Annotated in this window: 20 protein-coding genes; 7 read left to right on the forward strand and 13 right to left on the reverse strand. The window is 71.8% G+C overall.

The window, feature by feature from the left end; translation table 11 throughout:
* Positions 1 to 98: 98 nt before the first annotated feature.
* Entirely contained in the window at positions 99 to 1,004 is a 906-nt protein-coding gene (locus tag GEV10_09305; protein MQA78659.1) for a dihydrofolate reductase, read from the reverse strand.
* 206 nt (positions 1,005 to 1,210) lie between these two features.
* Between GEV10_09305 and GEV10_09310 the strand changes: the two genes are divergently transcribed.
* Positions 1,211 to 2,326 (forward strand): PQQ-dependent sugar dehydrogenase, encoded by a 1,116-nt coding sequence (locus GEV10_09310; protein ID MQA78660.1) that lies wholly within the window; start codon positions 1,211 to 1,213, stop codon positions 2,324 to 2,326.
* 121 nt (positions 2,327 to 2,447) lie between these two features.
* Here GEV10_09310 and gatB read toward each other — a convergent pair whose 3' ends face one another.
* The 5 genes from gatB to GEV10_09335 form a co-directional block, all read right to left on the reverse strand.
* Positions 2,448 to 3,953 carry an Asp-tRNA(Asn)/Glu-tRNA(Gln) amidotransferase subunit GatB gene (gatB, locus tag GEV10_09315; protein MQA78661.1) on the reverse strand — a complete coding sequence of 502 codons (1,506 nt, stop codon included), beginning with the start codon at positions 3,951 to 3,953 and terminating at the stop codon, positions 2,448 to 2,450.
* Complete coding sequence (gatA, locus tag GEV10_09320) at positions 3,950 to 5,443, reverse strand: Asp-tRNA(Asn)/Glu-tRNA(Gln) amidotransferase subunit GatA (GenBank protein ID MQA78662.1); 1,494 nt, start codon at positions 5,441 to 5,443, stop codon at positions 3,950 to 3,952. The genes gatB and gatA overlap by 4 nt, the downstream gene beginning before the upstream one ends.
* A complete protein-coding gene (gatC, locus tag GEV10_09325; GenBank protein MQA78663.1) occupies positions 5,440 to 5,739 on the reverse strand; it encodes an Asp-tRNA(Asn)/Glu-tRNA(Gln) amidotransferase subunit GatC in 300 nt (99 codons plus the stop codon). The genes gatA and gatC overlap by 4 nt, the downstream gene beginning before the upstream one ends.
* Before the next feature lie 97 nt (positions 5,740 to 5,836).
* A complete protein-coding gene (locus GEV10_09330) occupies positions 5,837 to 7,510 on the reverse strand; it encodes an alkaline phosphatase family protein (GenBank protein MQA78664.1) in 1,674 nt (557 codons plus the stop codon).
* A gap of 60 nt (positions 7,511 to 7,570) precedes the next feature.
* Positions 7,571 to 8,776 (reverse strand): hypothetical protein, encoded by a 1,206-nt coding sequence (locus tag GEV10_09335; GenBank protein ID MQA78665.1) that lies wholly within the window; start codon positions 8,774 to 8,776, stop codon positions 7,571 to 7,573.
* A gap of 103 nt (positions 8,777 to 8,879) precedes the next feature.
* On the opposite strand from GEV10_09335, the gene GEV10_09340 reads away from it, so the two are divergent.
* Entirely contained in the window at positions 8,880 to 10,103 is a 1,224-nt protein-coding gene (locus GEV10_09340) for a hypothetical protein (protein ID MQA78666.1), read from the forward strand.
* Positions 10,104 to 10,230: 127 nt separating this feature from the next.
* Here GEV10_09340 and ligA read toward each other — a convergent pair whose 3' ends face one another.
* Together ligA and GEV10_09350 are read right to left on the reverse strand one after the other, a co-directional pair.
* A complete protein-coding gene (gene ligA / locus GEV10_09345; GenBank protein ID MQA78667.1) occupies positions 10,231 to 12,369 on the reverse strand; it encodes an NAD-dependent DNA ligase LigA in 2,139 nt (712 codons plus the stop codon).
* 63 nt (positions 12,370 to 12,432) lie between these two features.
* On the reverse strand, positions 12,433 to 13,449 hold the full coding sequence (locus tag GEV10_09350; protein MQA78668.1) for a methionine synthase: 1,017 nt from the start codon (positions 13,447 to 13,449) through the stop codon (positions 12,433 to 12,435).
* Between the two features lie 260 nt (positions 13,450 to 13,709).
* On the opposite strand from GEV10_09350, the gene GEV10_09355 reads away from it, so the two are divergent.
* From GEV10_09355 to GEV10_09370, 4 genes are all read left to right on the forward strand, one after another.
* Complete coding sequence (locus GEV10_09355; GenBank protein MQA78669.1) at positions 13,710 to 15,356, forward strand: DUF3459 domain-containing protein; 1,647 nt, start codon at positions 13,710 to 13,712, stop codon at positions 15,354 to 15,356.
* Positions 15,357 to 15,456: 100 nt separating this feature from the next.
* The gene (locus GEV10_09360) at positions 15,457 to 16,665 is read left to right on the forward strand and encodes a hypothetical protein (protein MQA78670.1); all 1,209 of its coding nucleotides are present in this window, start codon (positions 15,457 to 15,459) and stop codon (positions 16,663 to 16,665) included.
* Between the two features lie 14 nt (positions 16,666 to 16,679).
* Positions 16,680 to 17,987 carry a hypothetical protein gene (locus GEV10_09365; protein MQA78671.1) on the forward strand — a complete coding sequence of 436 codons (1,308 nt, stop codon included), beginning with the start codon at positions 16,680 to 16,682 and terminating at the stop codon, positions 17,985 to 17,987.
* A 4-nt stretch (positions 17,988 to 17,991) separates the two neighbouring features.
* The gene (locus GEV10_09370) at positions 17,992 to 19,332 is read left to right on the forward strand and encodes a hypothetical protein (GenBank protein ID MQA78672.1); all 1,341 of its coding nucleotides are present in this window, start codon (positions 17,992 to 17,994) and stop codon (positions 19,330 to 19,332) included.
* A gap of 3 nt (positions 19,333 to 19,335) precedes the next feature.
* On the opposite strand, the gene GEV10_09375 is transcribed toward GEV10_09370, so the two are convergent.
* The 4 genes from GEV10_09375 to GEV10_09390 form a co-directional block, all read right to left on the reverse strand.
* A complete protein-coding gene (locus tag GEV10_09375) occupies positions 19,336 to 20,025 on the reverse strand; it encodes an HAD hydrolase-like protein (GenBank protein MQA78673.1) in 690 nt (229 codons plus the stop codon).
* Positions 20,022 to 21,110, reverse strand: coding sequence for a tRNA 2-thiouridine(34) synthase MnmA (gene mnmA / locus GEV10_09380; GenBank protein MQA78674.1), 1,089 nt, complete (start codon positions 21,108 to 21,110; stop codon positions 20,022 to 20,024). The genes GEV10_09375 and mnmA overlap by 4 nt, the downstream gene beginning before the upstream one ends.
* A gap of 26 nt (positions 21,111 to 21,136) precedes the next feature.
* The gene (locus tag GEV10_09385; GenBank protein ID MQA78675.1) at positions 21,137 to 22,339 is read right to left on the reverse strand and encodes an aminotransferase class V-fold PLP-dependent enzyme; all 1,203 of its coding nucleotides are present in this window, start codon (positions 22,337 to 22,339) and stop codon (positions 21,137 to 21,139) included.
* A 217-nt stretch (positions 22,340 to 22,556) separates the two neighbouring features.
* Positions 22,557 to 23,798 carry a DUF418 domain-containing protein gene (locus GEV10_09390; protein MQA78676.1) on the reverse strand — a complete coding sequence of 414 codons (1,242 nt, stop codon included), beginning with the start codon at positions 23,796 to 23,798 and terminating at the stop codon, positions 22,557 to 22,559.
* Between the two features lie 233 nt (positions 23,799 to 24,031).
* On the opposite strand from GEV10_09390, the gene GEV10_09395 reads away from it, so the two are divergent.
* Positions 24,032 to 24,805 (forward strand): peptidoglycan DD-metalloendopeptidase family protein, encoded by a 774-nt coding sequence (locus GEV10_09395; protein ID MQA78677.1) that lies wholly within the window; start codon positions 24,032 to 24,034, stop codon positions 24,803 to 24,805.
* A 65-nt stretch (positions 24,806 to 24,870) separates the two neighbouring features.
* Here GEV10_09395 and GEV10_09400 read toward each other — a convergent pair.
* Positions 24,871 to 25,018: electron transfer flavoprotein subunit alpha/FixB family protein (locus tag GEV10_09400; protein ID MQA78678.1), on the reverse strand; the 148-nt coding region annotated here is incomplete at its 5' end.

Here is a 25,018-nt window from a genome sequence, read left to right on the forward strand (position 1 = left end):
GCGTGCCAGCGCGTGATGACGAACTCGCGGACGTCCGTCGCTCGGCCCTCCGACTCTCGTCACGAGCCTACGCCCGTGCGCGGTCGGCGGTCAGCCTCCTAGGGTGCGCCGCGAACCACGACGTTGGCCAGCGGCTCGCCCGCGGCGAGCCGGGCGAGCTGCTCGTTGACCAGCCGGCGGGCGCGCGGCAGGAACGCGGTGCTCGGCCCGCCGACGTGCGGGCTGATCAGGCAGCCGGGCGCGCGCCACAGCGGATGGTGGGACGGCAACGGCTCGGGCTCCGTCACGTCGAGAGCGGCGCGGAGGCGTTCGGACTCGAGCTCGGCGAGCAGCGCGTCGGTCTGCACGATCCTGCCGCGGGCGACGTTGACCAGGAGCGCGCCGTCCTTCATCCGGGCGAGGAACCCCGCGTCGACGAGACCGCGGGTCTCGTCGGTGAGCGGGAGCAGCACGACCACGACGTCGGCGCGCGGCAGCAGCTCGGGCAGCTCGTCCATGGTGTGCACGCCCTCGCGAGCGCGCCGCGCGACGCGGATGACGTCCGCCTCGAACCCGGCGAGCCGGGCCTCGACGGCCTTGCCGATCGACCCGTGGCCGAGGATGAGCACGGTGCGGTCGGCCAGCGCCGGCCGCGTCGTCGGCGCCCAGCGGCCGGAGTCCTGCGCCCTCGTGAACTCGGGGATACCGCGCAGCGAGGCGAGGATCAGGGTCATCGCCAGCTCGGCGGTGCTCGTGTCGTGCACGCCGCGCGCGTTGCACAGGGTGACGCTGTCGGGCAGTCCGGACAGCACATGCTCGTACCCGGCCGTGAGGGTCTGGATCGTCCTGAGCTTCGGCATGCGCCCGGCCAGCGCGAGGTTGACCGGGTCGAAGTCGTACGGGAGCACGTAGAACTCGACGTCGTCGAGGTCGGTCGGCTCCTGGGGCGGTCCCGTGTAGTGGGCGGCCTCGACGTCGTCGGGGATCTCGAGGTCGGTGAAGGGGACGAGTACCTTTCGAGTCATGAGCCGACCACCGAAGTGAGCATCGCAGCGAGGACGTGAGCCGCGACAATCCCGCCACGCGCAGGTGAGCGAGGAGCGGAGCGGAGGAGGTCGGCGGGAGACACAGTCATAGACGAAACCCTACCTTTGCCAGGCGATCGTCATCTTCCCGCGACCTTCGTGCCCGTACGGTCGTACTCGTGAGACTCCTCCCTGTCCTCGTGGCCATGACGGCGTTCGTCACCGCATGCGGCGGTCCCGGCGGATCCGGCGAGACCCCGTCGGCGGCGCCGTCCACCGAGGAGCCGGCGAGCCGGTCCTCGTCCGGGTCTGCGACGCCGAGCGCCACGTCCACCGGGCGGGCACGCGCCGGAGAGCCGCGGGTGCTCGTCGACGGGCTCGAGGTGCCGTGGGGCATCACGTTCCTGCCGGACGGCTCCGCGCTGGTGAGCGAGCGCGACCGGCACCGCATCATGCACGTGACGGCGTCCGGCAGGGCCACGCACGTCGGCACGATCGACGGCGTCGCGGAGGACACGTCCGAGGGCGGCCTGATGGGTCTCGCGGCGTCGCCGGCGTACGAGGAGGACAAGCAGGTCTTCGCCTACCTCACCGCCGCGGACGACAACCGCGTCATCAGCTTCCGCTACGAGGACGGCAGGGTGCGGGAGCGCCGCACGATCTTCACCGGCATCCCAAAGGCGAGCAACCACGACGGTGGGCGCATCGCGTTCGGCCCCGACGACATGCTGTACGTCACCACCGGCGACGCCGGCCAGGCAGACCGCGCGCAGGACCGGGGGTTCCTCGGCGGCAAGATCCTGCGGATGACACCCGAGGGCGAGCCGGCCCCGGGCAACCCGTTCGGCGACTCGGTGGTCTACACGCTCGGTCACCGCAACCCGCAGGGCCTGGCGTGGGGACCGGGCGACCGGCTCTACCAGGCGGAGTTCGGGCAGAACGCGCTCGACGAGGTCAACCTGCTGCGCCCCGGACGCAACTACGGCTGGCCCGACGTCGAGGGCACCAACGGTCCACGCAGCCCGCGGTTCGAACGTCCCCTCACCACCTGGCCGACCGGCGACGCCTCGCCGTCGGGCCTGGCGTACGCGGGCGGCTACCTGTGGCTGGCGACGCTGCAGGGCGAGAACGTCTACCGCATGACCGTCGACGCCGACGGCACGGTGGGGAAGCCGCAGCCGTTGTACGACGACCGGTGGGGCCGCCTGCGTACGGTCATCTCGGCGCCCGACGGCTCGTTGTGGGTCACGACGTCCAACAAGGACGGCCGCGGCGGCCTCTTCGACCGCAGCGACCGCATCGTCCGCATCCCCCTGTCCTGACATGCCGCCCGACCGGGGACCCGTTGCGAGGCGCCGCACATCGCGATTCAGGGGTTCCCATCAGCTGCAGCATGTGGGAACCCCCCGACTCACGGTGTCAACACCACGGCCAGGGCCAGAACTACGACGCGGCGAGGCGTTCCAGCAGCAGCTCGCGGACCCGCTTGGCGTCGGCCTGGCCGCGCATCGCCTTCATGACCGCGCCGACGAGCGGGCCGACCGCGGCGACCTTGCCCTCGCGCACCTTGGCGGCGACGTCGGGGTTGGCGGCGATCGCCTCGTCGGCGGCGCCGACGAGCGCGCCCTCGTCGGTCACGACCGTGAGGCCGCGCGCCGCGACCACCTGGTCGGGGTCACCCTCGCCGGCGAGCACGCCGTCGAAGACCTCGCGCGCGAGCTTGTCGGTCAGGCTGCCCTCGGTGACCAACGCGCTGACCCGGGCGACCTGCTCCGGCGTCACCGGCAGCGCGGTGAGCTCGATGCCCTGCTCGGTCGCGCGCCTGGACAGCTCGTTGAGCCACCACTTGCGGGCGTCGGCAGGCGTGGCGCCCGCGGCGACCGTACGCTCCACGACGTCGACGGCGTCGGCGTTGACGAGGTCGCGCAGCTCGAGGTCGGTGAGCGACCACTCGCGCATGATCCTCGTGCGCTTCGCGGCCGGCAGCTCGGCGAGCTCGGCGCGGATCGCCTCGACCCACTCGCTCTCCGGCGCGATCGGCACGAGGTCGGGCTCGGGGAAGTAGCGGTAGTCCTCCGCCTCCTCCTTGCTGCGGCCCGACGTCGTCGTGGCGGTGGTCTCCTGGAAGTGCCTGGTCTCCTGCACGACGCGACCACCGGCGGAGAGGACGCCCGCCTGCCGCTGGATCTCGTGCCGGACGGCGCGCTCGACGCTGCGCAGCGAGTTGACGTTCTTGGTCTCGGTGCGCCTCCCCCACTCGGCCGCGTCGTGCGGGGCGAGCGAGACGTTGACGTCGCAGCGCAGCGAGCCCTCCTCCATCCGCACGTCGGAGACGCCGAGCGAACGGATCACGGCGCGCAGCTCGGTGACGTACGCACGCGCCACGGTCGGGGCCGCCGCGCCGGTGCCCGGGATCGGCTTCGTGACGATCTCGACGAGCGGGATGCCGGCGCGGTTGTAGTCGACGAGGGAGTAGTCGGCGCCGTGGATGCGTCCGGACGTGCCGACGTGCTGCGACTTGCCGGTGTCCTCCTCGAGGTGCACGCGCTCGATCTCGACCCGCACCGTCTCGCCGTCGACCTCGACGTCGAGGTAGCCGTCGGTGCACAGCGGCTCGTCGTACTGCGAGATCTGGTAGTCCTTCGGCATGTCCGGGTAGAAGTAGTTCTTGCGCGCGAACCTGCACCACGACGCGATGTCGCAGTTCAGCGCCAGCCCGATCATCACCGCGTAGCGGATCGCGGCCTCGTTGACCACGGGCAGCGAGCCCGGCAGGCCGAGGCACACCGGGCAGACCTGGCTGTTGGGCTCGCCGCCGAACGTCGTCGGGCAGCCGCAGAACATCTTCGTACGCGTGCCGAGCTCGACGTGGGTCTCCAGCCCGAGCACCGGCGCGTACGCCGCAATGGCCTCGTCGTACGAGACCAGCGTGTCGGTTTGTGCGGTCATAGGGTCGCCCCTTCGTCGAGCAGCGGGTGTCCCCATCGGTCGAGCAGTGCGGCCTCGAGTGCCGCGCCGACGCGGTACACGCGGTCGTCGGCGAGCGCCGGTGCCATCACCTGCAGCCCGACCGGCAGGCCGTCCTCCGGTGCCAGGCCGCAGGGCAGGCTGAGCGCCGGCGTGCCGGCGAGGTTGGACGGAACGGCCGCGACGTCGGCGAGGTACATCGCCATCGGGTCGTCGACCCGTTCACCGATCCGGAACGCCGTCGTCGGAGTCGTCGGCGACACGAGCACGTCGACCTGCTCGTACGCCGACGCGAAGTCGCGGGTGACAAGGGTGCGTACCTTCTGTGCCTGCCCGTAGTAGGCGTCGTAGTAGCCGGACGACAGGGCGTAGGTGCCGATCATCACGCGCCGCTTGACCTCGGCGCCGAAGCCCGCCTGGCGGGTCAGCGCCATGACCTCCTCAGCGCTTCGGGTTCCGTCGTCGCCGACACGCAGGCCATAGCGCATCGCGTCGTAGCGGGCCAGGTTGCTCGACACCTCGCTCGGGTTGATCAGGTAGTAGGCGTCGAGCGCGTGCTCGAAGTGGGGGCAGGACACCTCCACGATCTCGGCGCCGAGATCGGCGAGCAGGTCGACACCCTCGCGGAACCGCTGCTCGACGCCGTCCTGGTAGCCGTCACCGGACAGCTCGCGGACGACCCCTACGCGCAGGCCAGCGACGTCGGCCCGCCGCGCCGCCTCGACGACGGGTGGGACGGGCGCGTCGATCGACGTGGAGTCGAGCGGGTCGTGCCCGGCGATCGCCGCGTGCAGCAGTGCGGCGTCGAGCACGGTGCGCGCCAGCGGCCCGGCCTGGTCGAGGCTCGACGAGAACGCGACGAGGCCATACCTCGACACCCCGCCGTACGTGGGCTTGACGCCGACGATGCCGCAGACCGCCGCCGGCTGCCTGATCGACCCGCCGGTGTCGGTGCCGATGGCGAGCGGTGCCTCGTACGCGGCGACCGCGGCGCTCGATCCACCGGACGAGCCGCCGGGGATGCGCTCGAGGTCCCACGGGTTGCGCGTGGGCCCGTAGGCGGAGTTCTCCGTCGACGACCCCATGGCGAACTCGTCCATGTTGGTCTTGCCGAGCACGACGACGTCGGCCTCTCGCAGCCGGGCCGTGACCGTGGCGTCGTACGGCGGCTTCCAGCCCTCGAGGATGCGCGAGCCGCAGGTGGTGGGGGCGCCCCGCATGGTGAGGACGTCCTTGAGCGCGAGCGGCACGCCGGCCAGCGGCCCGAGCGTCTCGCCGGACGCGCGCTTCTCGTCGACCCGCGCGGCGTCGGCGAGCGCGCGCTCGGAGTCGAGGTGCAGGAACGCGTGCAGCTTCTCGTCGACCGCGGCGATGCGCTCCAGGTGCGCCTGCGCCACCTCGACGGCGGACGTCTCGCCGGAGGCGATGGCCGCGGCGGTGTCGGCGGCGGTGAGCCTGGTGAGGGACGTCATGCTTCCTCCCCCAGGATGCGCGGGACACGGAAGCGTCCGTCCTCGACGGCGGGCGCGACGGACAGGACGTCGTCGGGACGCAGGCAGGGACGCGGCTCGTCGGCGCGGAACACGTTGGTGAGCGGCACCGAGTGGGAGGTCGGCGGGATGTCGTCGGCGGCGACCTCGCCGACCTTGGCGACAGAGGTCAGGATCGCGTCGAGCTGTGGCGCCAGGTGATCGAGCTCGTCGTCGGTGAGCGCGATCCGCGCCATGTGCGCGAGACGCGCGACGTCGTCGCGGGTGAGTGCGGGCATGCCGGCAAGTGTAGGACCGCCAGGCGCGGGCTCACCGTTGCGTCCGAGGAAGTGGTGGCCATGGCGACCAGTTCCTCGGACGCAACGGCAAGGGCGACTACGACCGGCGGCGGGTGAGGCGACGGCGGTAGGTCGGGCGGAGCACCTGGCGGCCGCCGACGACGTGGGCGTGGGCGACCTCGAACGACGCGTCGCGTCCGTTGAGGACGACGGTCATCACGCCGTTGTCGAACCACGGACCGTAGCGCATCCTCCAGTCGACGCCCGCGGGCGGCACCCGTGCGGTGCCGGCGAGGCGCGCGGTGAGCCTGGCCATCCGCTCGGTGCCCGCGATCCTGTTCGCGAGCTTCAGCGGCACGTTCAGCGGGTTGCGGAACGGCGACATCGTCAGCTGGTGGACCGCGATCCGCTCGGGATCGACGCCCGGCACCCGCGCCTCCGCCGTGTAGGAGCAGTGCACGTCACCGGACAGCAGCAGCGCGCTCGCCGGCGGGTCGGGCACGGCGGCGACGCGGACGAGCAGGTCGGCCATCTGGTCGAACGACTGCCGGAACGCCGCCCAGTGCTCGAGGTCGACCTTCTGCCTGACCAGCTCGGCGACGTGCCCGACCCGCGGTCCCCAGGCGCCCTCGGCGACCGCTTCGTTCCACGACTCGACGTGGTGGATGCCGGGTGGCAGCAGGTACGGCAGCGTCGACCCGATCAGCAGATGGTCGATCCGCTCGCCCTCGCGCGGGACGAGTGCGTGCTCGGTGACCCACTTCCACTCGTCGTCGTCGACCATCACCCGGTGGCTGTCGAACCGGCGCGAGCACCTGCTGTCGACCGCGACCATCCTGATGCCGAGCCGGCCGTTGCCGAAGTCGCGGTAGAAGCTCCACCGGGTCGACTCGGGCTCCGCGTCGGCCCGCCACGCGAAGTCGTCGAGCAGGCGGGTGCGCTCGTCGTCGTCGGTCACCGTGCGGACCATCCGGTACGTCTCGTCGTCGGCGAGCTGCTCCGGCGAGAGGTTGCCGAGGTGCTGGTACACCCAGTACGACCCGAAGCCGCCGACGACCCGGTCACGCCACCACGGTTGGGCCGTGACGTACTGACGCCAGGCCGCGGAGGTGTTCCAGTCGTCGCGCAGGTCGTGGTCGTCGAGGAGCATGCAGCTCGGCACCGTCGAGAGCAGCCACCGGACGGCCGGGGTGTTCCAGCTCTCGTGGTACAGCCAGGTGTACTCCTCGAAGTCGCGGATCTCGGTGCCGAGCCCGTCGTCGATGCCCTTGTGCAGGACCTTCAACCGGCGGTGCAGCTTCGCCGACGGCATGTCCGCGTAGACCTGGTCGCCGGCGAGGAACAGCGCGTCGGGCCACTGCTCGTACGGCAGGTCGCGCATCCGCCTGGCCAGCGCGACGAGGGCGTCCGCGCCGTACCTGCGCAGTCCGCGCCGGTCGAACGGGGCCACCCGCCGGCAGGAGCCGAACGCGAGCCGGAACGTCTCGTCGGTGCGGAACGTGCGGATGACGCTCGGCGGGAACGGCGAACGCGGCAGCGGCCAGGCCCGCTCGCCGTCGAGGCGCACCTCGTACGGCGTCTCGCCGCCCGGCGCCAGCCCTTCGAGCACCAGCAGCGCGTAGTGGTGGCGGTGGACGGTCCAGGTGGGCTCGCGTACGCCGAGCACCTCGACGGTGCACGGCCGGTCGGTCTCGACCCAGATCGTCGCGCGGCTCTCGTCGACGTACCGCAGCAGCGGCCCGACGAGCAGGCGTGGTGTCACGGTGCTCAGGTGGCTGCGGGGGTCGGCATGCGCCGACGTTAGCACCGTGGGACGACTGGTCGCCGAGGGTCAGCCGGCCGGCTCCCCGGTGTAGAGCGCGCGTGGACGCAGCGGGGTATCACGCGCGTACTCCTCCATCGCGTGCGCCAGCCAACCGGCGGTACGCGCGACGGCGAACACGGCCTCCCCCGCCCCCGGCACCATGCCGGCGACAGAGGTGACGGCGGCGAGCGCGAGGTCGATGTTCGGCTCGGGGAGTCGCCGGGCGCGGGCCTCCGCCAGCACCGCGTCGGCCGCGGCGAGCCGGTCGTGCCCTGGCGCCGCCTCCCTGAGCAGGTCGAGCAGCAGCCGCCCGCGCCCGTCGCCCTCCTTGTACACGACATGGCCGAGGCCCGAGATCCGCTCGCCGTGCCGCAACCGCTCGCCGATCACCCGCGCCGCGTCGCCCGGCTCGCGCATCGCGGCGAGCATCCGCTCGGCACCGAACGACGCACCGCCGTGCAGCGGTCCGCCGAGCGCGCCGAGGCCGGTGGAGACGACGGCGTACGGGTCCGCGCGGACGGACGCCGCCACCCGCGCGGCGAGGGTCGACGGGGCCAGCTCGTGGTCGGCGAGCACGACGAGCGCGGCCCCGAGCACGCGCAACAGCCCTGCCGGCGGGGGCTCCGGGCACAGCCGGCGCCACAGCCGCGCCGCGAGCGGCGCGCCGGGCGCGTCCTCGACATCGGCTACCAGGGGAAGGGCGTCGACCATGCCGGCGATCAGCGACCGCCCGGTGGCCGCGACCGCGGCGGGATCGAGGTGAAACCGCACGGGGTCGGTGGCCGCCAGGGTGGCCACGACGATCTGCAGCCGGTCGAGCGGCAGGACGTGCACCGGCAGTCCCGACTGCGCCGCCCACGCCGCGGCCACCCGGGCCGGGTCGGACACCCAGGCTGGCCTCTCGGCGGGGAACGCGCCGGTCCACAGCCACTCCGCGACCGTCTCGAAGTCGTGCACGCCGGCCAGGTCGAGGGCGTCGCGCCCGCGGTAGTACGGCCGGTCGTCGCCGAGCCTGGTGAGCTGCGAGCCGATGACCAGCTCGCCCGACCCGGGCTGCCGCCGCGGGCGTCCGCGGCGGGCGAGCTCCTCGACCTCGGCCGCGTTGTAGAGACTCCGCCGGCCGTCGTCCGCACGGCGCCTGCGCAGCACGCCCCGGCTGACGTAGGCGTACAACGTGGCGGGTCTCACACCGAGCCGCTCGGCCGCCGCCGCGGCGTCGATCCAGCTCGCCATCTGCGCCTCCGTTCCCTCGTCGACATTGATTTTCGTCAATATTGAACACAACTCGATCACGTGTCAACCTGAGGCCCCACCCGCGGAGACCAGGGAGGCACCCGTGCCGACGATCCACTTCCTCGACGTCACCAACAGGGACGGGGTGCAGACCGCCCGCACCGGGCTGTCGAAGTTCGGCAAGACGATGGTCAACGTGTACCTGGGCCGGCTCGGCGTCGCGCAGTCCGAGATCGGTTTTCCGTTCCTCTTCCACGAGGTGCCGTACGTGCGGGCGCAGGTCGCCCTGGCCGAGGCCGGCGCGTTCGGCGACCTGCGGCTGTCCGGCTGGTGCCGAGGCGTGGCGGACGACGTGGAGATGGCGGCGCCGCTCGGGCTGCGGCACTACAACCTGTCGATCTCGACGTCGAACTACATGATCGCCAACAAGTTCCGCGGCCGGCTCGACCGTGACGGGATCATCCGCGAGATGACCGCCGCCGTCCGCGCCGCCGGTGACGCCGGGGCGGAGACGATCGGCGTCAACGCCGAGGACGGCTCGCGCACCGACGACGGGTTCCTCGCCGAGTTCGCACTCGCCGCCAAGGAGGCGGGCGCGGCGCGGGTGCGCTACTGCGACACCATCGGCGGCGACACCCCCGACCGGATCAGGGCGCGCTTCGCCACCCTCGCCGCCGCCGTCGACATGCCGGTGGAGACGCACTGCCACAACGACCTCGGGATGGCCGTCGCGAACTCCGTCTCCGGCGCGCTCGGCGCTCTCGAGGCCGGCCAGGACGCCTGGGTCAACACCTGCGTCAACGGCATCGGCGAACGCTCGGGCAACGCCGACCTGCTGTCGACCATCCTCGCGTTCCGGCACGGCTTCGGCCTGCCGGAGAAGACCGAGATCGGCGACCCGCTCGACCTGTCCTGGGCACGCCGGTTCGCGTTCTGGGCGAGCTACGCGTTCGGCCAGCCGCTGCCGTACAACCAGGTGGGCGTCGGCCGCAACGCCTTCGCCCACGAGTCTGGCATCCACGCCGACGGGGCGCTTAAGGACCACGGCAACTACGAGCTCTACGACGAGGAGACGCTCGGCCCGTTCCCGCGCGACTGGCACACCCGGCCGGGACGCGTCGTGCTCACCGGCGAGTACGGCGGCAAGGCTGGCTTCCGCCACGTGATGGAGGGCCTCGGCGTCGAGGTCGTCGACGAGGACCTGTCGTTCGCGCTCGTGCAGCTCTGCAACGCCATGACCGGCCACCCGCTCACCGACGACGAGCTCGGCCTGATCGCCGCCTATCCGCGAGAGCTGGCCCTGCTCTTCCCCGACCAGCTCCCCTGACGCCATGACGAGCTGGGTGGTCCCTGTTGATCACGTCAACGTGATCAACAGGGACTTCACCTCGTGCCGGGACGAGGTGAAGTCCAGGTTCGTGAGGTGAAGTCCCGTCGCCGGACCCGCGGCCCGGCTACTCCGCCGGCGCCGGCGCCGGCGGCTGGGCCAGCTCGCGCGCGGTGTCGGGGCCGTCGTCGAGGAGGACGTGGAACGCGGCCTCGTCGAGGATCGGGACGCCGAGCGACCCGGCCTTGTCGGCCTTGGAACCCGGGTTGTCGCCGATGACGACGAAGTCGGTCTTCTTCGACACCGAACCGGTCGCCTTGCCGCCGCGGACGACGATCGCCTCGTGCGCCTCGTCGCGGCTGAAGTCGGTCAGGGATCCCGTGACGACGACGTTCATGCCGGCGAGCGGCTTGGGGCCGGCGTCGGTGACCTCCTCGGCCATGCGGACGCCGGACTCGCGCCACTTGCGGACGATCTCGCGGTGCCAGTCGACGGCGAACCACTCGCGGACGGCACGGGCGATCGTGGGCCCGACGCCCTCGGCGTCGGCCAGCTCCTCCTCGCTCGCCTCGTCGATCCTCGCGACGTCGCCGAACGTCCTGGCGAGCGCGGTGGCCGCCGTCGGCCCGACGTGGCGGATCGAGAGCGCGACGAGCACCCGGGCGAGGGGGCGCTGCTTGACCTGCTCGAGATTGTCGAGCAGCTTGCGGGCGTTGGCCGACAACGCGCCGTCCTTGGTGCGGAAGAACTCCGACTGCGTCAGGTCGTCCTCGGTGAGCGAGAAGAGGTCGCCCTCGTCGGTGACGAGGCCGTCGTCGAGGAGCGCGGCGGCCGACTGGTAGCCGAGCACCTCGATGTCGAACGCGGAGCGGCCGGCGAGGTGGGACAGCCGCTCCCGCAGCTGCGCCGGGCAGCTGCGGGTGTTGGGGCAGCGGATGTCGACGTCGGCTTCCTTCTCCGGGCGCAGCTCGGTGCCGCACACCGGACACTCCGTCGGCATCACGAACTCGCGCTCGTCGCCGGTGCGCAGGTCGACGACCGGCGCCAGCACCTCGGGAATGACGTCGCCCGCCTTGCGCAGCACGATCGTGTCGCCGATGAGCACGCCCTTGCGGCGCACCTCGCTGGCGTTGTGCAGGGTCGCGAGCGACACCGTGGACCCGGCGACCTGCACCGGCTCCATCACCGCGAACGGGGTGACCCGGCCGGTGCGACCGACGTTGACCTGGATGTCGAGGAGCTTGGTGTTGACCTCCTCGGGCGGGTACTTGAACGCGATCGCCCATCGCGGCACAGACGACGTGGAGCCGAGCCGGCGCTGCAGCGCGATCTCATCGACCTTCACGACGACGCCGTCGATCTCGTGCTCGAGGTCGTGCCGCTTCTCGCCGTACTCCCTGATGTACGCAAAGGTCTCGTCGAGGCCGGCGCACACGGTGAACCTGTCGCTGACCGGCAGGCCCCACCGCTTCAGGTCGGCGTACGCCGACGACAGGTGGGTGGGACTCCAGCCGCGGCGCGCACCGAGACCGTGCAGCAGGATGCTGAGCGGCCGCTTGGCGGTCATGCGGGGATCCTTCTGCCGCACCGTGCCCGCCGCGGAGTTGCGCGGGTTGGCGAACGGCGCCTTGCCGGCCTCGACGAGGCTGGCGTTGAGCTCACGGAACCTCTCGGTCTCGAAGAAGACCTCGCCGCGCACCTCGAGCAGCTCGGGCACGTCGTCGCCCGTCAGGCGGACCGGGATCGTGTCGATGGTGCGCAGGTTGGCGGTGACGTCCTCGCCGACCCGGCCGTTGCCCCTGGTCGCCCCGCGGACGAGGTAGCCGTCCTCGTAGACGAGGTCGACCGCGAGGCCGTCGATCTTGAGCTCGCAGAGCAGCGGGACGCCCTCGCCCGTCTCCCTCTCGACGCGCGCCAGCCACGCGGTGAGCTCGTCGTCGTCGAACGCATTGTCGAGGCTGAGCAGCCGTTCGATGTGCTCGACCTCGGTGAACTCGGTCGAGATGACGTCGCCGACCTTCTGCGTCGGCGAGTCGGGCGTGCGCAGGCTCGGGTGCGCCTCCTCGAGCTCCCGCAGCTCACGGTAGAGGCGGTCGTACTCCGCGTCGGAGACCACCGGCCGGTCGAGTACGTGGTAGCGGTAGCGGTTGTCGTCGATCTCCCGCACCAGCTCGACATGGCGCCGGCGCACGTCTGACGGCACGTCGGGCTCGTTCGTCGTCTGCCGCGCCTGCTCCTGGGCGGCGCGCTCGAGATCCTCGCTCACACGCGTACGTTACCGACACCCACCGACACCCCGCGCGCGCTTCGCCGCAGGTGAGGAGCCGGGTCAGCGGTCGGCGACCGTACGCGCGGCCCGTACGGCGAGGGCCGTCGCGTCCCGCGCCCAGGACGGCGACGCGCCGGCGAGGCCACACGTGGGCGTCAACGCCGTCCGCGTCACGAGCTGGTCGGTCGTGAGGCCGATCCGCTTCCACCAATCACGGACCGTTGTCAGCACGTCGTCGGCGGAGAGCGGGGTCGCGGGCTCGGACGTCGGGACGCAGCCGACCAGCAGACCGAGGCCCGCCTCGACGAGCTCACCGACCTCGTCGTCGTCGGCCGACGTCAGCAGCGAGACGTCGAGCGAGACGCCCCGCGCCCCCGCGTCGTGCAGCAACCGGAGCGGCAGGTCGGGAGCGCAGCCGTGGACGAGCGGCCAGCCGTCCGCGCCCTCGATCGCACCGAGGACGCCGGCCAGCGCCTCCTGTGCGGTGCGCGGCTCGACCGCCGCGACGCGCGAGAAGCCGCTCATCGTCGGGATGTCACCGCGCAGCACGGCCGGCAGCGACGGCTCGTCGATCTGGACGAGCACCCTCGCACCGGGGAGCCGGCGACGAACGCCGGCAACGTACTCGGCCACGCCCTCGGCGAGCGACTCCGCGACGTCGCGGCTCGCGCCGGGGTCGCCAAGCGCCGGGCCGCCGCGCGGCAGCTCGAGCCGGGCGGCGAGCGTCCACGGCCCGCAGACCTGCACCTTGACGGGACCCTCGCGGTCGCCCGCGACCTCCTCCAGCGCGTCGAGGTCACGGGAGAGCAGCGCACGCGCGCGTCGCTGGTCGAACCCCGGACGCGTCGCGAGCCGCCACCTGCCCGCGAAGACGTCGACGTCGATCCCCGACAGCACGCCCGCCGCCGCGCGACCGACGATGTCCGCGCCAGGTCCGCGCGCGGGCAGCTCCGGCAGGTACGGCAGGTCGGTCAGCTCGCCGACCACCACCCGGCACGCCTCCAGGGGCTCGTCACCCGGCCACGAGCCCACACCGGTCGCGGTGCCGGGCGGCCAGGGGAGGTCAGTCGAGTCGATCACGGGTGCGAGCGTACGCCGGGCATCTCGTCGTACGCTCGCACCCGTGACTGTGCCTCCCGCCACCCTCCTCCGCTCCGCTCCTCGCTCGGCGGACACACGGACACCGCGGGCACTCCGAACCGCTGCGATGCTCACTTCGGACGGCAGCTCATGACCGAGCCTCCCGCCACCCTCCTCCGCTCCGCTCCTCGCTCGGCGGACACACGGACACCGCGGGCACTCCGAACCGCTGCGATGCTCACTTCGGACGGCAGCTCATGACCGAGCCTGCAGCGACCGAACTCCCCTGGTGGCACGGGACGACGATCTACCACGTCTACCCGCGCTCCTTCGCCGACGGGAACGGCGACGGCATCGGCGACCTCAGGGGACTCATCGACCGGCTCGACCACGTCACCGACCTCGGCTTCGACACGCTCTGGCTGTCACCGTTCTTCACCAGCCCGCAGCACGACTTCGGCTACGACGTCAGCGACTACCGTGCCGTGGCGCCCGAGTACGGCACCCTCGACGACGCCGACGAGCTCATCGCCGCGTGCCACGAGCGCGGGCTGCGCATCGTGTTCGACCTCGTGCTCAACCACACCTCCGAGCAGCATCCGTGGTTCCGCGAGTCGCGACGGTCCCGCACCAACGACAAGGCCGACTGGTACGTCTGGCGCGACGGCAAGGGGCGGTACGGTCGCCGGCCGCCGAACAACTGGCGCTCCAGCCTCGAGGTGCGGTCCGCGTGGCAGTGGAGCCCCGAGCGCCGGCAGTGGTACCTCGCCTCGTTCCTGCCGTGGCAGCCCGACCTGAACTGGCGCAGCCCCGACGTGCGCCGCGCGATGTTCGACATGGCGCGGTTCTGGCTCGACCGCGGGGTCGACGGCTTCCGGCTCGACCTGTTCGGCACGGTCATGAAGGACGCCGAGTTCAGGAACAATCCCCTGCACCTCGTGACCGGCGGTGGCGACATCCCCCACCTGTGGCGTCGCGTGCACAACGAGAACACCGACGACAACTTCGCGCTCGCACGCGAGCTGCGCAGCGTGACCGACGACGTCGCACCGCCCGATCGCGTCCTGCTCGGCGAGGTGTTCGGGTCGTCGGCCACCGTCCGCCGCTATCTCGGCGACCACGACGGCCTGCATCTCGTCTTCCTGTTCGAGTTCCTCGCGTTCCGCTACGACGCGCGCTTCGTCCGCGACCGCATCAGCGCGTACGAGTCCGCGTTCCCCGCGCCGACGCAGCCGACGTACGTGGTCGAGAACCACGACCAGACGCGCAGCATCGACCGGCTCGGCGGCGACCTGCGCAAGGCAAGGGTCCTCGCGGTGCTGCTGCTCACGCTGCGCGGCGTCGCCTGCGTCTACCAGGGCCAGGAGCTCGGTCAGCCGAACACCTACATCCCGCTGCGGGACGCCCAGGACCCCATCGTCCGCGAGTTCTTCTCCTGGGTGCCCGAGGTGATCGCGCGTCGCCTGCGCCGCCGGATCAACCGCGACGAGATGCGCACCCCGATGCCCTGGGACGCCTCACCCGGTCACGGCTTCTGCCCGCCGGAGACCGTTCCCTGGCTGCCGATAAGCGCCGTGCCCGGCCGTGACGTGGCGAGCCAGCGCGCGGTGCCCGGCTCGCTGCTCAACCTGTACCGCCGCCTGCTCCGCCTGCGCGGAGAGGTCCGCGCGCTCCGCCACGGCGAGCTGCGCCTCGTACCCGACATGCCGGCCGACGTGCTGGCGTACGAGAGGTCCGCGCCGACCGAGCGATACGCCGTCTACGCCAACTTCGGCGACCGGGTCGCGCGCGTCCAGCTCACCTCTGCGGGCGACTCCGTGCTCGGCACCGACGAGGCGATCAGCCTCACCGGGCGTGACCTACGGTTGCCGCAGCACTCGGCCACCGTGGTGCGCCTGCGCTGACGCTCACCCTCCGTTCCCGTCCTCACGCAGACGGTCGTCGGGCAGGTAACGAGTCGATAACCTCAGGCCCCTCGGATACCCAAGATCACCGAGGAGCCCCATGCACACCACCCGCCATCAGCGAGCGGCCGCCGGTGCCCTGGCCGCGCTCGTGCTGTGCGGGTTCGCCGCGACCGGTCCGGTCTCGGCGGACACCGCGAAGAGATCGGTGAGCCCCGCGCTCACCCCGCAGGACGGTTCGACGAACGTCCGCACGCCGGACGACCGGCTGGAGCTCGGCGATGCCGGCGCGTCGAGGAGCGCCGCGGACGTCGCGCGCCGCACCGGCTACGCCCTGCTCGAGCCCGTCACCCTGCCCCACGACGCGTCCGCCGTCTCGGTCGACTACGCGGCGAGGGAGCCGACCGGGTCGTCCGCCGCGGTCGACGTCCGCGCCCGTGCGCGCGACGGCGCATGGACGCAGTGGACCGCCGCGGCGCCCGGCAGGGCGACGAACCTGTCGGTGTCGAGCCGTACGGTCCAGCTCCGGGTCGTGCTCCAGGCGGCGGACGCCGAGGCCAGCCCGAGCGTCGGCGACGTCGCCGTCGCCGCGGCGCAGGCGACGAAGCAGGCCGTCGCACGCGCCGCCGCGCCCGTCGCCTCGCGGGTGTACGCCACGCGCGAGGGACTCGTCGGCGGCACGACGGCGAACGGTCACGTGATCGTCGAGCGCGACCACTTCGTCGCGCTCCCGTCGCGCCGCGGCCTGTCCGCCGCGGGCAACGGCGACTACTCCGTCCAGGTCTGCGCCAACGGCCGGTGCGTCTGGGAGCCCGTCTGGGACGTCGGGCCGTGGAACACCAAGGACGACTACTGGAGCCCGTCCGCCACCCGTGAGATGTGGCAGGACCTGCCGCAGGGCAGGCCGGAGGCGCAGGCGGCGTACGAGGACGGCTACAACGGCGGCAGGGACGAGTTCGGCCGCGACGTCGCCAACCCGGCCGGCATCGACCTCGCCGACGGCACGTTCTGGGACGGCCTGGGGATGACCGACAACGGCTGGGTCGACGTCGTCTACCAGTGGACCGGCGACGGCGCGTACGGCACCGTCGAGCTCGACGGCGGCTACCTGAATGTCCGCAACGCCGCGGGCACGGGTGGCGGCGTCGTCGGCATGGCGGGCGACGCGGCCCGGGTGCCGCTCCAGTGCCAGGTGCAGGGCGACTCCGTGACCGGCTCACAGGGCACCACGACCACCTGGTACCGCGTGAACGCCGGCATGTACCTGTCGAAGGCGTGGGTCGCGGGCGGTGACGTCGCGGCCTGCTGATCGACACGCCCTAGATGCCTCTGACTGCGAGGCGTCGTCCTCCTCCTCTACGGAGGGTGAAGGACGGCGACTCGCGGTCGCCTCCGGCGTACTGTGGACGATGCATAATCCAGCGTTCCAGGCCACAACGACGAAGCCTGGGGGGTCTCGATGGCGGCCTGGCGGAAAGGACCGTCATCATGGCCGAGATCGGTGACTTCAGCAGACGCGACGCGATGAAGGCCGTGGCACTCGCCGGCGTGGCTCCGGCGATGCTCCCCGGTGCCTTCGAGGTCCTCGACATGGACAAGCGGACGACGCGGGTGAGAGCCCCGCGGTTCAAGGTCGACCCGTTCTGGCCCAGGCCGCTCCCCCGCGACCCCGAGACGAAACGGTTCTGGGTCACCGGCGAGGTGGCGGGCACCGCACTCGACTCCAGGGACCGGCTCTACACCATCAATCGGCGCAACCTGACCGAGACCGAGCTGCGCGTCGCCACACCGTCACCGGCGTTCGTCGTCTACGACCGGAAGGGCGAGGTCACCCACTCCGCCACTCCAGCCGTCCTCCCCGACGGCGTCCACGGCTGCTTCGTCGACCACGACGACAACGTCTGGATCGGCGGCAACGGCGACGCGATCGTCCAGAAGTACAGCCACGACCTGTCGACGCTGCTGCTGCAGATCGGCGAGAAGGGCCGCTACGACACCGACGACGGCACGATCGACGGCGCGCCCAACAACAGCAGCCGTACCCTGCTGAACCTCCCCGCCGACATCGCCGTCGACCCGGAGAACGACGAGATCTACGTCGCCGACGGGTACGGCAACCGCAGGGTCGTCGTGTTCGACAGGAACGGCACGTTCCAGCGCCAGTGGGGCGAGCAAGGCACGCTCGCCGAGGCGCAGACCGGCGCGCCGGGCAAGTTCTTCGCGGTGGTGCACGGCGTCAACATCGGCAACGACGGCCTGGTCTACGTCAACGACCGCAAGGGCGACCGCATCCAGGTGTTCGAGAAGGACGGCACGTTCGTCAGGAACATCTGGGTCAACAGGGGCTTCCTGCTCGACGACCCGGCGAGCCCGGGCACGTCGTGGGACATCGCGTTCTCCAAGGACCGCGACCAGCGGCTCATCTACTGCGTGGACGGCGAGGAGCAGTTGCTCTGGACGCTCAACCACTCCGACGGCAAGACACTCGGTGCGTACGGACAACCCGGTCACATGGCCGGAGAGTTCACGTACGTGCACACGCTCGACACGGACTCGCACGGCGACATCTACACCGGCGAGACCATCGGCGGCCGCCGCGTGCAGCGCCTCGAGGCCGCAGGGAGGTGGTGACGCCGTGCCGGACAGGAAGCTCTCCCGCAGGCACCTCCTCGGCGGCACTGCCGCGGGCGCGACCGCCGGCTTCGTCGCCGGCATGCCCGGCACGGCGTCGGCCGAGCCGGCGTCCGGCGAACGGTTCTCCGCCCGACGTCCCACCGGCCACCGGACCAAGGTGCTCTCCTACTCCGACCTCGACGACCGCGGCGGCGGGTTCAAGCTCGCGATCCAGGAGGTGCGCGGCAGGTGGTACCTGTACGTCGGCCATCTGTGGCACGGCGGGTGGACCATCCTCGACGTCACCGACCCCCGGCGTCCCGAGGTCGTGAACTTCGTCGAGGGACCGGCCAACACCTGGACGATCCAGATGGACGTCAACGACGGCAAGATGATCACCGCCCTCGAGCAGAAGCCGGCGAGCTGGGGCGGCGACCCGGACGCGCCGTTCGAGGAGGGCGTGCTCATCTGGGACCTCGAGGACGATCCCGTGCACCCGCGCAGGCTCGGCCACTTCCGCACCGGCGGCACCGGCACCCACCGCAACGGCTACCCGGGTGGGCGCTACGTCCACCTCGCGGCCGGGATGCCTGGCTACAGCGAGAACATCTACGTGATCATCGACATCGCCGACCCGGCGAACCCCGTCGAGGTCTCGCGGTGGTGGGTACCCGGCCAGCACGTCGACGGTGGCGAGACGCCGGAGGACTCCGTGTCACTGCACGGGCCGCCGTTCGTCGTGGGCGACCTCGCGTACCTCCCGTACGGCGCCGCCGGGATGATCGTGCTCGACATCAGCGACGTCACGAAGCCGACGCAGGTCGGGCGGCTCGACTTCTCCCCGCCGTTCAACCCGAACATCGGCGCGCACAGCGTGCTCCCGCTGCCGGGACGTGACCTCGCGGTGGTGAACTCCGAGGCGATCGCGGTCCGCGGCGGGGAGCCGTTGAACCACACCTCGATGGTCGACATCGCCGACCCCGCGAACCCGGTGCTGCTGGCGACGTTCCCCGAGCCCGTGCCACCGCGGGGAGCGCCGTTCGAGACGTTCTACGAGCGCGGCGGCAGGTTCGGGCCGCACAACACGCACATGATGTACCACAGCCGCTTCACCGACCACACGGAGAAGCGGATCTACCTCACGTACTTCAACGCCGGGCTGCGCATCTACGACATCGAAGAACCCCGGCGCCCGCGCGAGGTCGGGTGGTTCCTGCCGCCCGACCCGAAGAAGCGCTACGGCCCGCAGCCGCCCGACGCGCTCGTCCTGCAGAGCGAGGACGTCCTCGTCGACCGGCGCGGCAACATCTACCTGTCCAACAAGAACCAGGGGATCTGGATCCTGCGCTACACCGGCCGCTGACCGTCAGCTCGTGAGCAGGCGAACGACCTCGTCGACGTCGGACAGGTCGGGCAGCACGGCGTCGGCGCCGAGCGCCGACAGCTCGTCGTAGCTCGACCTGCCCGTCGCGACGAGCAGGCAGCGCGCGCCGGAGGCCGCCGCGCACTCGTAGTCGAACTCGGTGTCGCCGACGATCCAGGTCTGCTCGGGCTCCCACCGCCGCCCGTACGCGCGCTCGGCACGTTCGAGCACCAGCGGCAGCAGCTTCGGCCGGTCGGCGTGGTCGCTGCCGAACGCGCCGATCTCGACGTCGAGGAACTCCTCCAGCCCGAACGCCGCGAGCTTGACCACGGCGTTCGGCCTGATGTTCCCCGTCAGCACCGTCTGCACCACGCCGTCGGCGCGCAGCCGGGTGAGCGTCTCGCGCACGCCGGGCATCAGGTGCCCGTCGGCGGCGATCAGGTGGGCGCGCTCGGCGAGTACCTGCTCGAGATGGACGAGCACGTCGGCGACGTGCGCGTCGTGCGGTGTCGGCACGCCGCCGGAGACGAGGATCTCCCCCGCGATCCGCGGGTCGGTCTTGCCGCCGAACCAGACGTCGTACGTCAGCGCCTCACCCACCGCACGAGTGACCGCGGTCTGCATGATGTCCCTGCCGGCGGTGCCGGAGGACAGGAGCGTCTGGTCGACGTCCCACGCGACGAGCGGCGTCACGCACCCCTCCGCTCGGTGCGGTCGATCGTCGCGGACCCGACGACGCGCTCGTCGTCGGCGTAGAGGACGACCGCCTGCCCCGGCGCGACGCCCTCTGCGGGACGTCGCAGCGACACGACGAGCTCATCGCCGACGGCCTCGGCCACTGCCGGGTGGACGCTGCCGTGCGCGCGCAGCTGGGCATGGCACTCGATCGGGCCGCCGGGCACCGGACCGGCCCACCGCGGGCGGATGCCGGTGACCGAGTCGACGAGCAGCGACTCGCGCGGACCGACCGTGACGGTGCGGTCGACCGGACTCACGTCGAGCACGTACCGCGGGCGGCCGTCGGGTGCCGGCCGGCCGAGCCGCAGCCCGCGCCGCTGGCCGACGGTGTAGGCGTACGCGCCGTCGTGCTCGCCGAGGACGCGACCCTCCTCGTCGACGACCGTCCCCGGCGAGGGGCCGAGCCGGTCGGCGAGCCACCCCGCGGTGTCGCCGCTCGGGATGAAGCAGATGTCGTGGCTGTCGGGCTTGTCGGCGACGGCGAGGCCGCGGCGGTCGGCCTCGGCGCGGACGTCGGTCTTGCGGGAGTCACCGAGCGGGAAGAGGGAGTGCGCGAGCTGGTCTGCGGTCAGCACGCCGAGCACGTACGACTGGTCCTTCTCGTCGTCGACGGCGCGGTAGAGCCGGCCGTCGACGAGCCGCGCGTAGTGCCCGGTGCAGACGGCGTCGAACCCGAGTGCGCGCGCCTTGTCGAGGACGCTGGTGAACTTGACGCGCTCGTTGCAGCGAAGGCAGGGGTTCGGTGTGCGGCCGGCGGCGTACTCGTCGACGAAGTCCTCGACGACGGCGGCGTGGAAGCGTTCCGCCAGGTCCCAGACGTAGAACGGGATGCCCACGACGTCGGCGGCGCGCCGCGCGTCGCGTGCGTCCTCGCGGGTGCAGCACCCACGCGCACCCGAGCGGTACGACTGCGGGTTGCGCGACAGCGCGAGGTGCACGCCGGTCACGTCGTGGCCGGCGTCGGCGGCGCGGGCGGCGGCCACGGCGGAGTCGACCCCGCCGGACATCGCCGCGAGCACGCGCAACGGTCGGTCGGTCATGCCGTCCAGGCTAGTCGGCGCCGGACTCACCCGTGGACAGCGGGAGGCTGGTCGGCCGCGGAGGTGAGGCCGGCGCGGCGGGCACGCTCGACCGCGGGGCCGATCGCGTCGACGAGCGCGTCGACGTCGGCGGTGATCGAGGTGTGACCGAGCGAGAACCGCAGCGAGCCGCGGGCACGCTCCTCGTCGGCGCCCATGGCCAGCAGCACGTGGGACGGCTCGGCGACGCCGGCCGAGCAGGCCGAGCCGGTGGAGCATGCGACGTCCTGCGCGTCGAGGAGGAGCAGGAGCGAGTCACCCTCGCAGCCGGGGAAGGAGAAGTGCGCGTTGCCCGGCAGGCGTCCGTGCGGATCGGGGTCGCCGTTGAGCACGGCGTCGGGTACGGCCGCGCTGACGCGCGTGACGAGGTCGTCACGCAGGACCGCGAGCCGCTCGGCCTCGCTGCTCCGGTCGCCGACCGACGCCGTGACCGCCGTGGCGAACCCGACGTACGCGGCCGCGTCGAGGGTGCCCGAGCGGACGTCGCGCTCCTGCCCGCCGCCGTGCAGGACGGGCGTGACCTCGGCCTCCCTGCGGAGCACGAGAGCCCCCGCGCCGACGGGACCGCCGAGCTTGTGGCCGGTGACCGTCAGCGCGTCGAGGCCGCTGGCGGCGAAGTCGACGGGAAGGTGCGCCACCGCCTGCACGGCGTCGGAGTGCACCGGGATGTCGTACGACTGCGCCACCTCGACGATCCGCGAGATCGGCTGGATCGTGCCGACCTCGTTGTTGGCCCACAGCACCGAGACCAGTGCCACCGTGTCGGGGTCGCGCGCCACGGACTCCGCGAGTGCGTCGACGCGGACGCGACCGAGCCCGTCGAGCGGCAGCAGCTCGACCTCGGCGCCCTGTTCGCGTGCGAGCCACACCGCGGAGTCGAGCACGGCGTGGTGCTCGCCGGCGCCGACGAGGACGCGGCGCCGCCGGTCGTCCCCGGCGCGACGCGACCAGTAGAGGCCCTTGACGGCGAGGTTGTCGGCCTCGGTGCCACCGGAGGTGAACACCACCTCGCCCGGTCGTGCGCCGATCGCGCCGGCCAGCTGCTCGCGCGCCTCCTCGACCACCCGGCGCGCGGCACGTCCCGGCGTGTGCAGGGACGAGGGGTTGCCGAGCCGGCCGAGCTCCGCGCTCATCGCCGAGATCGCCGCGGGCAGCATCGGCGTGGTCGCCGCGTGGTCCAGGTACGCCATCGCCGTTCAGCCTAGTGCCCTGCGTTCGACGTTGTTCGCCCGTGCCGGCGGTCAGGTGGGTGCATCGCAAGGCGGAGGAGGTCCCTCGTACTGGGCGTACTTGGGATTCTCCGACAACGCAGCGAGGTGCCCGCCTGGGCGTCGGCACGGGTGAACGTACGTCGGACGCTGGGCACTGACCAGTCGGCAGGGCTGAACGGCGACGGTGGTCGACGGGTCAGTGCGCGGGCGCGCCGGTCGCCTCCCGGTCGGTCGGCGGCGCGGTGATCCGCCGCCAGGCCGGACGCTCCGCGTTGGTCACGGCCCGCAGCGCCCATTCGACCGGGCCGTACTGGAACCGTGCCATCCAGAGCCGGCTGACGACCAGCTGCCCCAGCCAGATCCCAAGAGCGATCGCGAAGACACCGAGCGGGGCGACGTGGCCGACCAGGCCGAGACCGACGCCGGTGAAGATCAGCAGGCACGCGAGCGACTGGCCGAGGTAGTTCGACAGCGCCATCCGGCCGGCCGGGGCGAGGGCCGCGGCGAACCTGCGTCCTGGCGCGGTCCTGAAGAACAGCAGCAGGCTCGCGACGTACGCGGCGGTGAGCGCGGGCGAGGTCAGCATGCCGATCGCCGTGGCGGTCGTGTCGGTGCCGATGCCGTCCATGCCGGCCCACTGGTACGCGCCGGCGAGGCCGATCGGGTAGCCGACCAGGCAGATCACCTTGAGCGCCCTGGTGTGTGCGTCGACCTCGGCCAGCAGCCGCCGCTTGCCCGCGGCGAGGCCCACCAGGAAGGCGGCCAGTGCCATCGAGAGCTGGTAGGCGACCAGGGTCAGGCCCAGGAACGGCAGGTCGGCGATGTGCTGCACGATCACGGAGCCGTAGCCACCGCGCAGCGTCTCGGTCATCTGCTCACCGGCGAGCTGGTTCGCCGCCGGGTCGAAGATCTCGATCGACATGAAGAAGCCCGAGAGGAAGGTCGCGACCGACGTGTACACCACGAGGACGACCGCGACCACCATCGCCGTCCGCGGACGGATGCGGTGCAGCACCAGCAGGATCAGCCCGATGACCGAGTACGCGAGCAGGATGTCGCCGGAGTAGAGGAAGACCGCGTGCAGGGCGCCGAGGGCGAACAGTCCGGCCAGCCGGCGGAGCATCCGCGGCCTGAACGCCGCCTCCTGCCGCTTCGCGGCGTCCATCTGCAGCGTGAAGCTGTAGCCGAAGAGGAACGAGAAGAACAGGTAGAACTTCGTCGCGAACACGAACGCGACGACCCAGTTCACGGCGTCGTCGACAGGACCGTCGAAGACGGGGTCGACGCCGAACGCGGCCGTGTAGCCGGACGCGAAGTAGGCGATGTTGACCATCAGGATGCCGAGCAGCGCGAAGCCGCGGAGCGCGTCGACATGCGGGAGTCGTGTGGCCGGCCGCGGTGCGACCGGTGTCGAGACCGAGCGAGCAGTGGTGTCCATGGGAGGAAATATCCTCCGGCACGCCTCACCGGTCACTGCGTCCAGGCCCCGAACCGCGGTAGGCCCAGCACCCCCATTCCCACGGACCTGGGGCCAGGGACCCAATGACGCCGCGTATTGGGACCTGCCGGCCCTGTCACGCCCCGGTCACGCAGCGGCAGGCTCGAGTGACAGTGCCCCCGAGGAGAGGAGGAGCCGTGGAGACGAACATCGTCCGATTCACGGCTCGGTTCATGGTGGTCGTCGTCGCGCTGGTCGCGGCGGGTGTGGCGATCATCGCGGCAAGTCCACCCGCGTCGGCCCGGCCGAGCTTCACGATGCCGTTCCGTTGCGGGGAGACCTGGACGGGCAACAACTGGAGCGGCCACAGCCCACCGCACTCGATCGACTGGAACTTCTACCCGAGCAGTGCGGAGGTCGGCAAGCCGGTCGTCGCGAGTGCCGCCGGCACGGTCGCCGACTCGTACTACTCCACGAGCACGGGGTACGGCCACACCGTCGTGATCGACCACGGTGGCGGCTGGAAGACCAGGTACGCGCACCTCGACTCCCGCGCGGTCTCACGCGGCGCGAAGGTCGGCACAGGTCAGCGGATCGGGATCGTCGGCAACAGCTCGGCGAAGTACGACCTCGCGGTGCACCTGCACTACGAGCAGATCTCGGGCGGACGGGTCGTCAACTCCGTCGTCCAGGGTGTGTCGTGGGGCGACGGCCGCAAGGCGACACAGAAGAGCACCACCGCGTGCGGTGGTGGCGGCCACGCGACCGGCACGGTACGCACGAACGGCACGCCGTTGAACGTACGCTCCCAACCGAGCACAGGGGCCTCGATTGTGGGTACGAGGGCCAACGGCGCGTCCGTGACGATCTACTGCCAGACGAACGGCAGCACCGTGTCCGGAACGTACGGCACGAGCAAGATCTGGAACCGGATCGGCAGCGGACAGTACATCTCCGACGCCTACACCTACACCGGTTCCGACGGCCGGGTGGCGCCCGACTGTTGAGGGTTCGCCCGCCCAGAAGCGGATCGAGGGGCCGTCTCCCCAAGGTGCCTGGCGGCCCCTCGATCTCACCCCTTGCGCTTCTTGACTTCCTCGGTCAGCTGCGGGACGACGGTGTTGAGGTCGCCGACCACGCCGAAGTCGGCGATCTCGAACAGCGGCGCCTCGGCGTCCTTGTTGACGACGACGATGGTCTTGGACGTCTGCATGCCGGCC

The sequence above is a fragment of the Streptosporangiales bacterium genome, assembly GCA_009379955.1.
GTDB lineage: Bacteria > Actinomycetota > Actinomycetes > Streptosporangiales > WHST01 > WHST01.

Bases quoted from the DNA above. Each gene is read 5' to 3' on its own strand.
- GEV10_09305 (MQA78659.1), bottom strand. From the start codon at position 1,004: ATGACTCGAAAGGTACTCGTCCCCTTCACCGACCTCGAGATCCCCGAC.
- GEV10_09310 (MQA78660.1), top strand. From the start codon at position 1,211: ATGACGGCGTTCGTCACCGCATGCGGCGGTCCCGGCGGATCCGGCGAG.
- gatB (MQA78661.1), bottom strand. From the start codon at position 3,953: ATGACCGCACAAACCGACACGCTGGTCTCGTACGACGAGGCCATTGCG.
- gatA (MQA78662.1), bottom strand. From the start codon at position 5,443: ATGACGTCCCTCACCAGGCTCACCGCCGCCGACACCGCCGCGGCCATC.
- gatC (MQA78663.1), bottom strand. From the start codon at position 5,739: ATGCCCGCACTCACCCGCGACGACGTCGCGCGTCTCGCGCACATGGCG.
- GEV10_09335 (MQA78665.1), bottom strand. From the start codon at position 8,776: ATGGCGAGCTGGATCGACGCCGCGGCGGCGGCCGAGCGGCTCGGTGTG.
- GEV10_09355 (MQA78669.1), top strand. From the start codon at position 13,710: ATGACCGAGCCTGCAGCGACCGAACTCCCCTGGTGGCACGGGACGACG.
- GEV10_09360 (MQA78670.1), top strand. From the start codon at position 15,457: ATGCACACCACCCGCCATCAGCGAGCGGCCGCCGGTGCCCTGGCCGCG.
- GEV10_09365 (MQA78671.1), top strand. From the start codon at position 16,680: ATGCCTCTGACTGCGAGGCGTCGTCCTCCTCCTCTACGGAGGGTGAAG.
- mnmA (MQA78674.1), bottom strand. From the start codon at position 21,110: ATGACCGACCGACCGTTGCGCGTGCTCGCGGCGATGTCCGGCGGGGTC.
- GEV10_09385 (MQA78675.1), bottom strand. From the start codon at position 22,339: ATGGCGTACCTGGACCACGCGGCGACCACGCCGATGCTGCCCGCGGCG.
- GEV10_09390 (MQA78676.1), bottom strand. From the start codon at position 23,798: ATGGACACCACTGCTCGCTCGGTCTCGACACCGGTCGCACCGCGGCCG.
- GEV10_09395 (MQA78677.1), top strand. From the start codon at position 24,032: ATGGTGGTCGTCGTCGCGCTGGTCGCGGCGGGTGTGGCGATCATCGCG.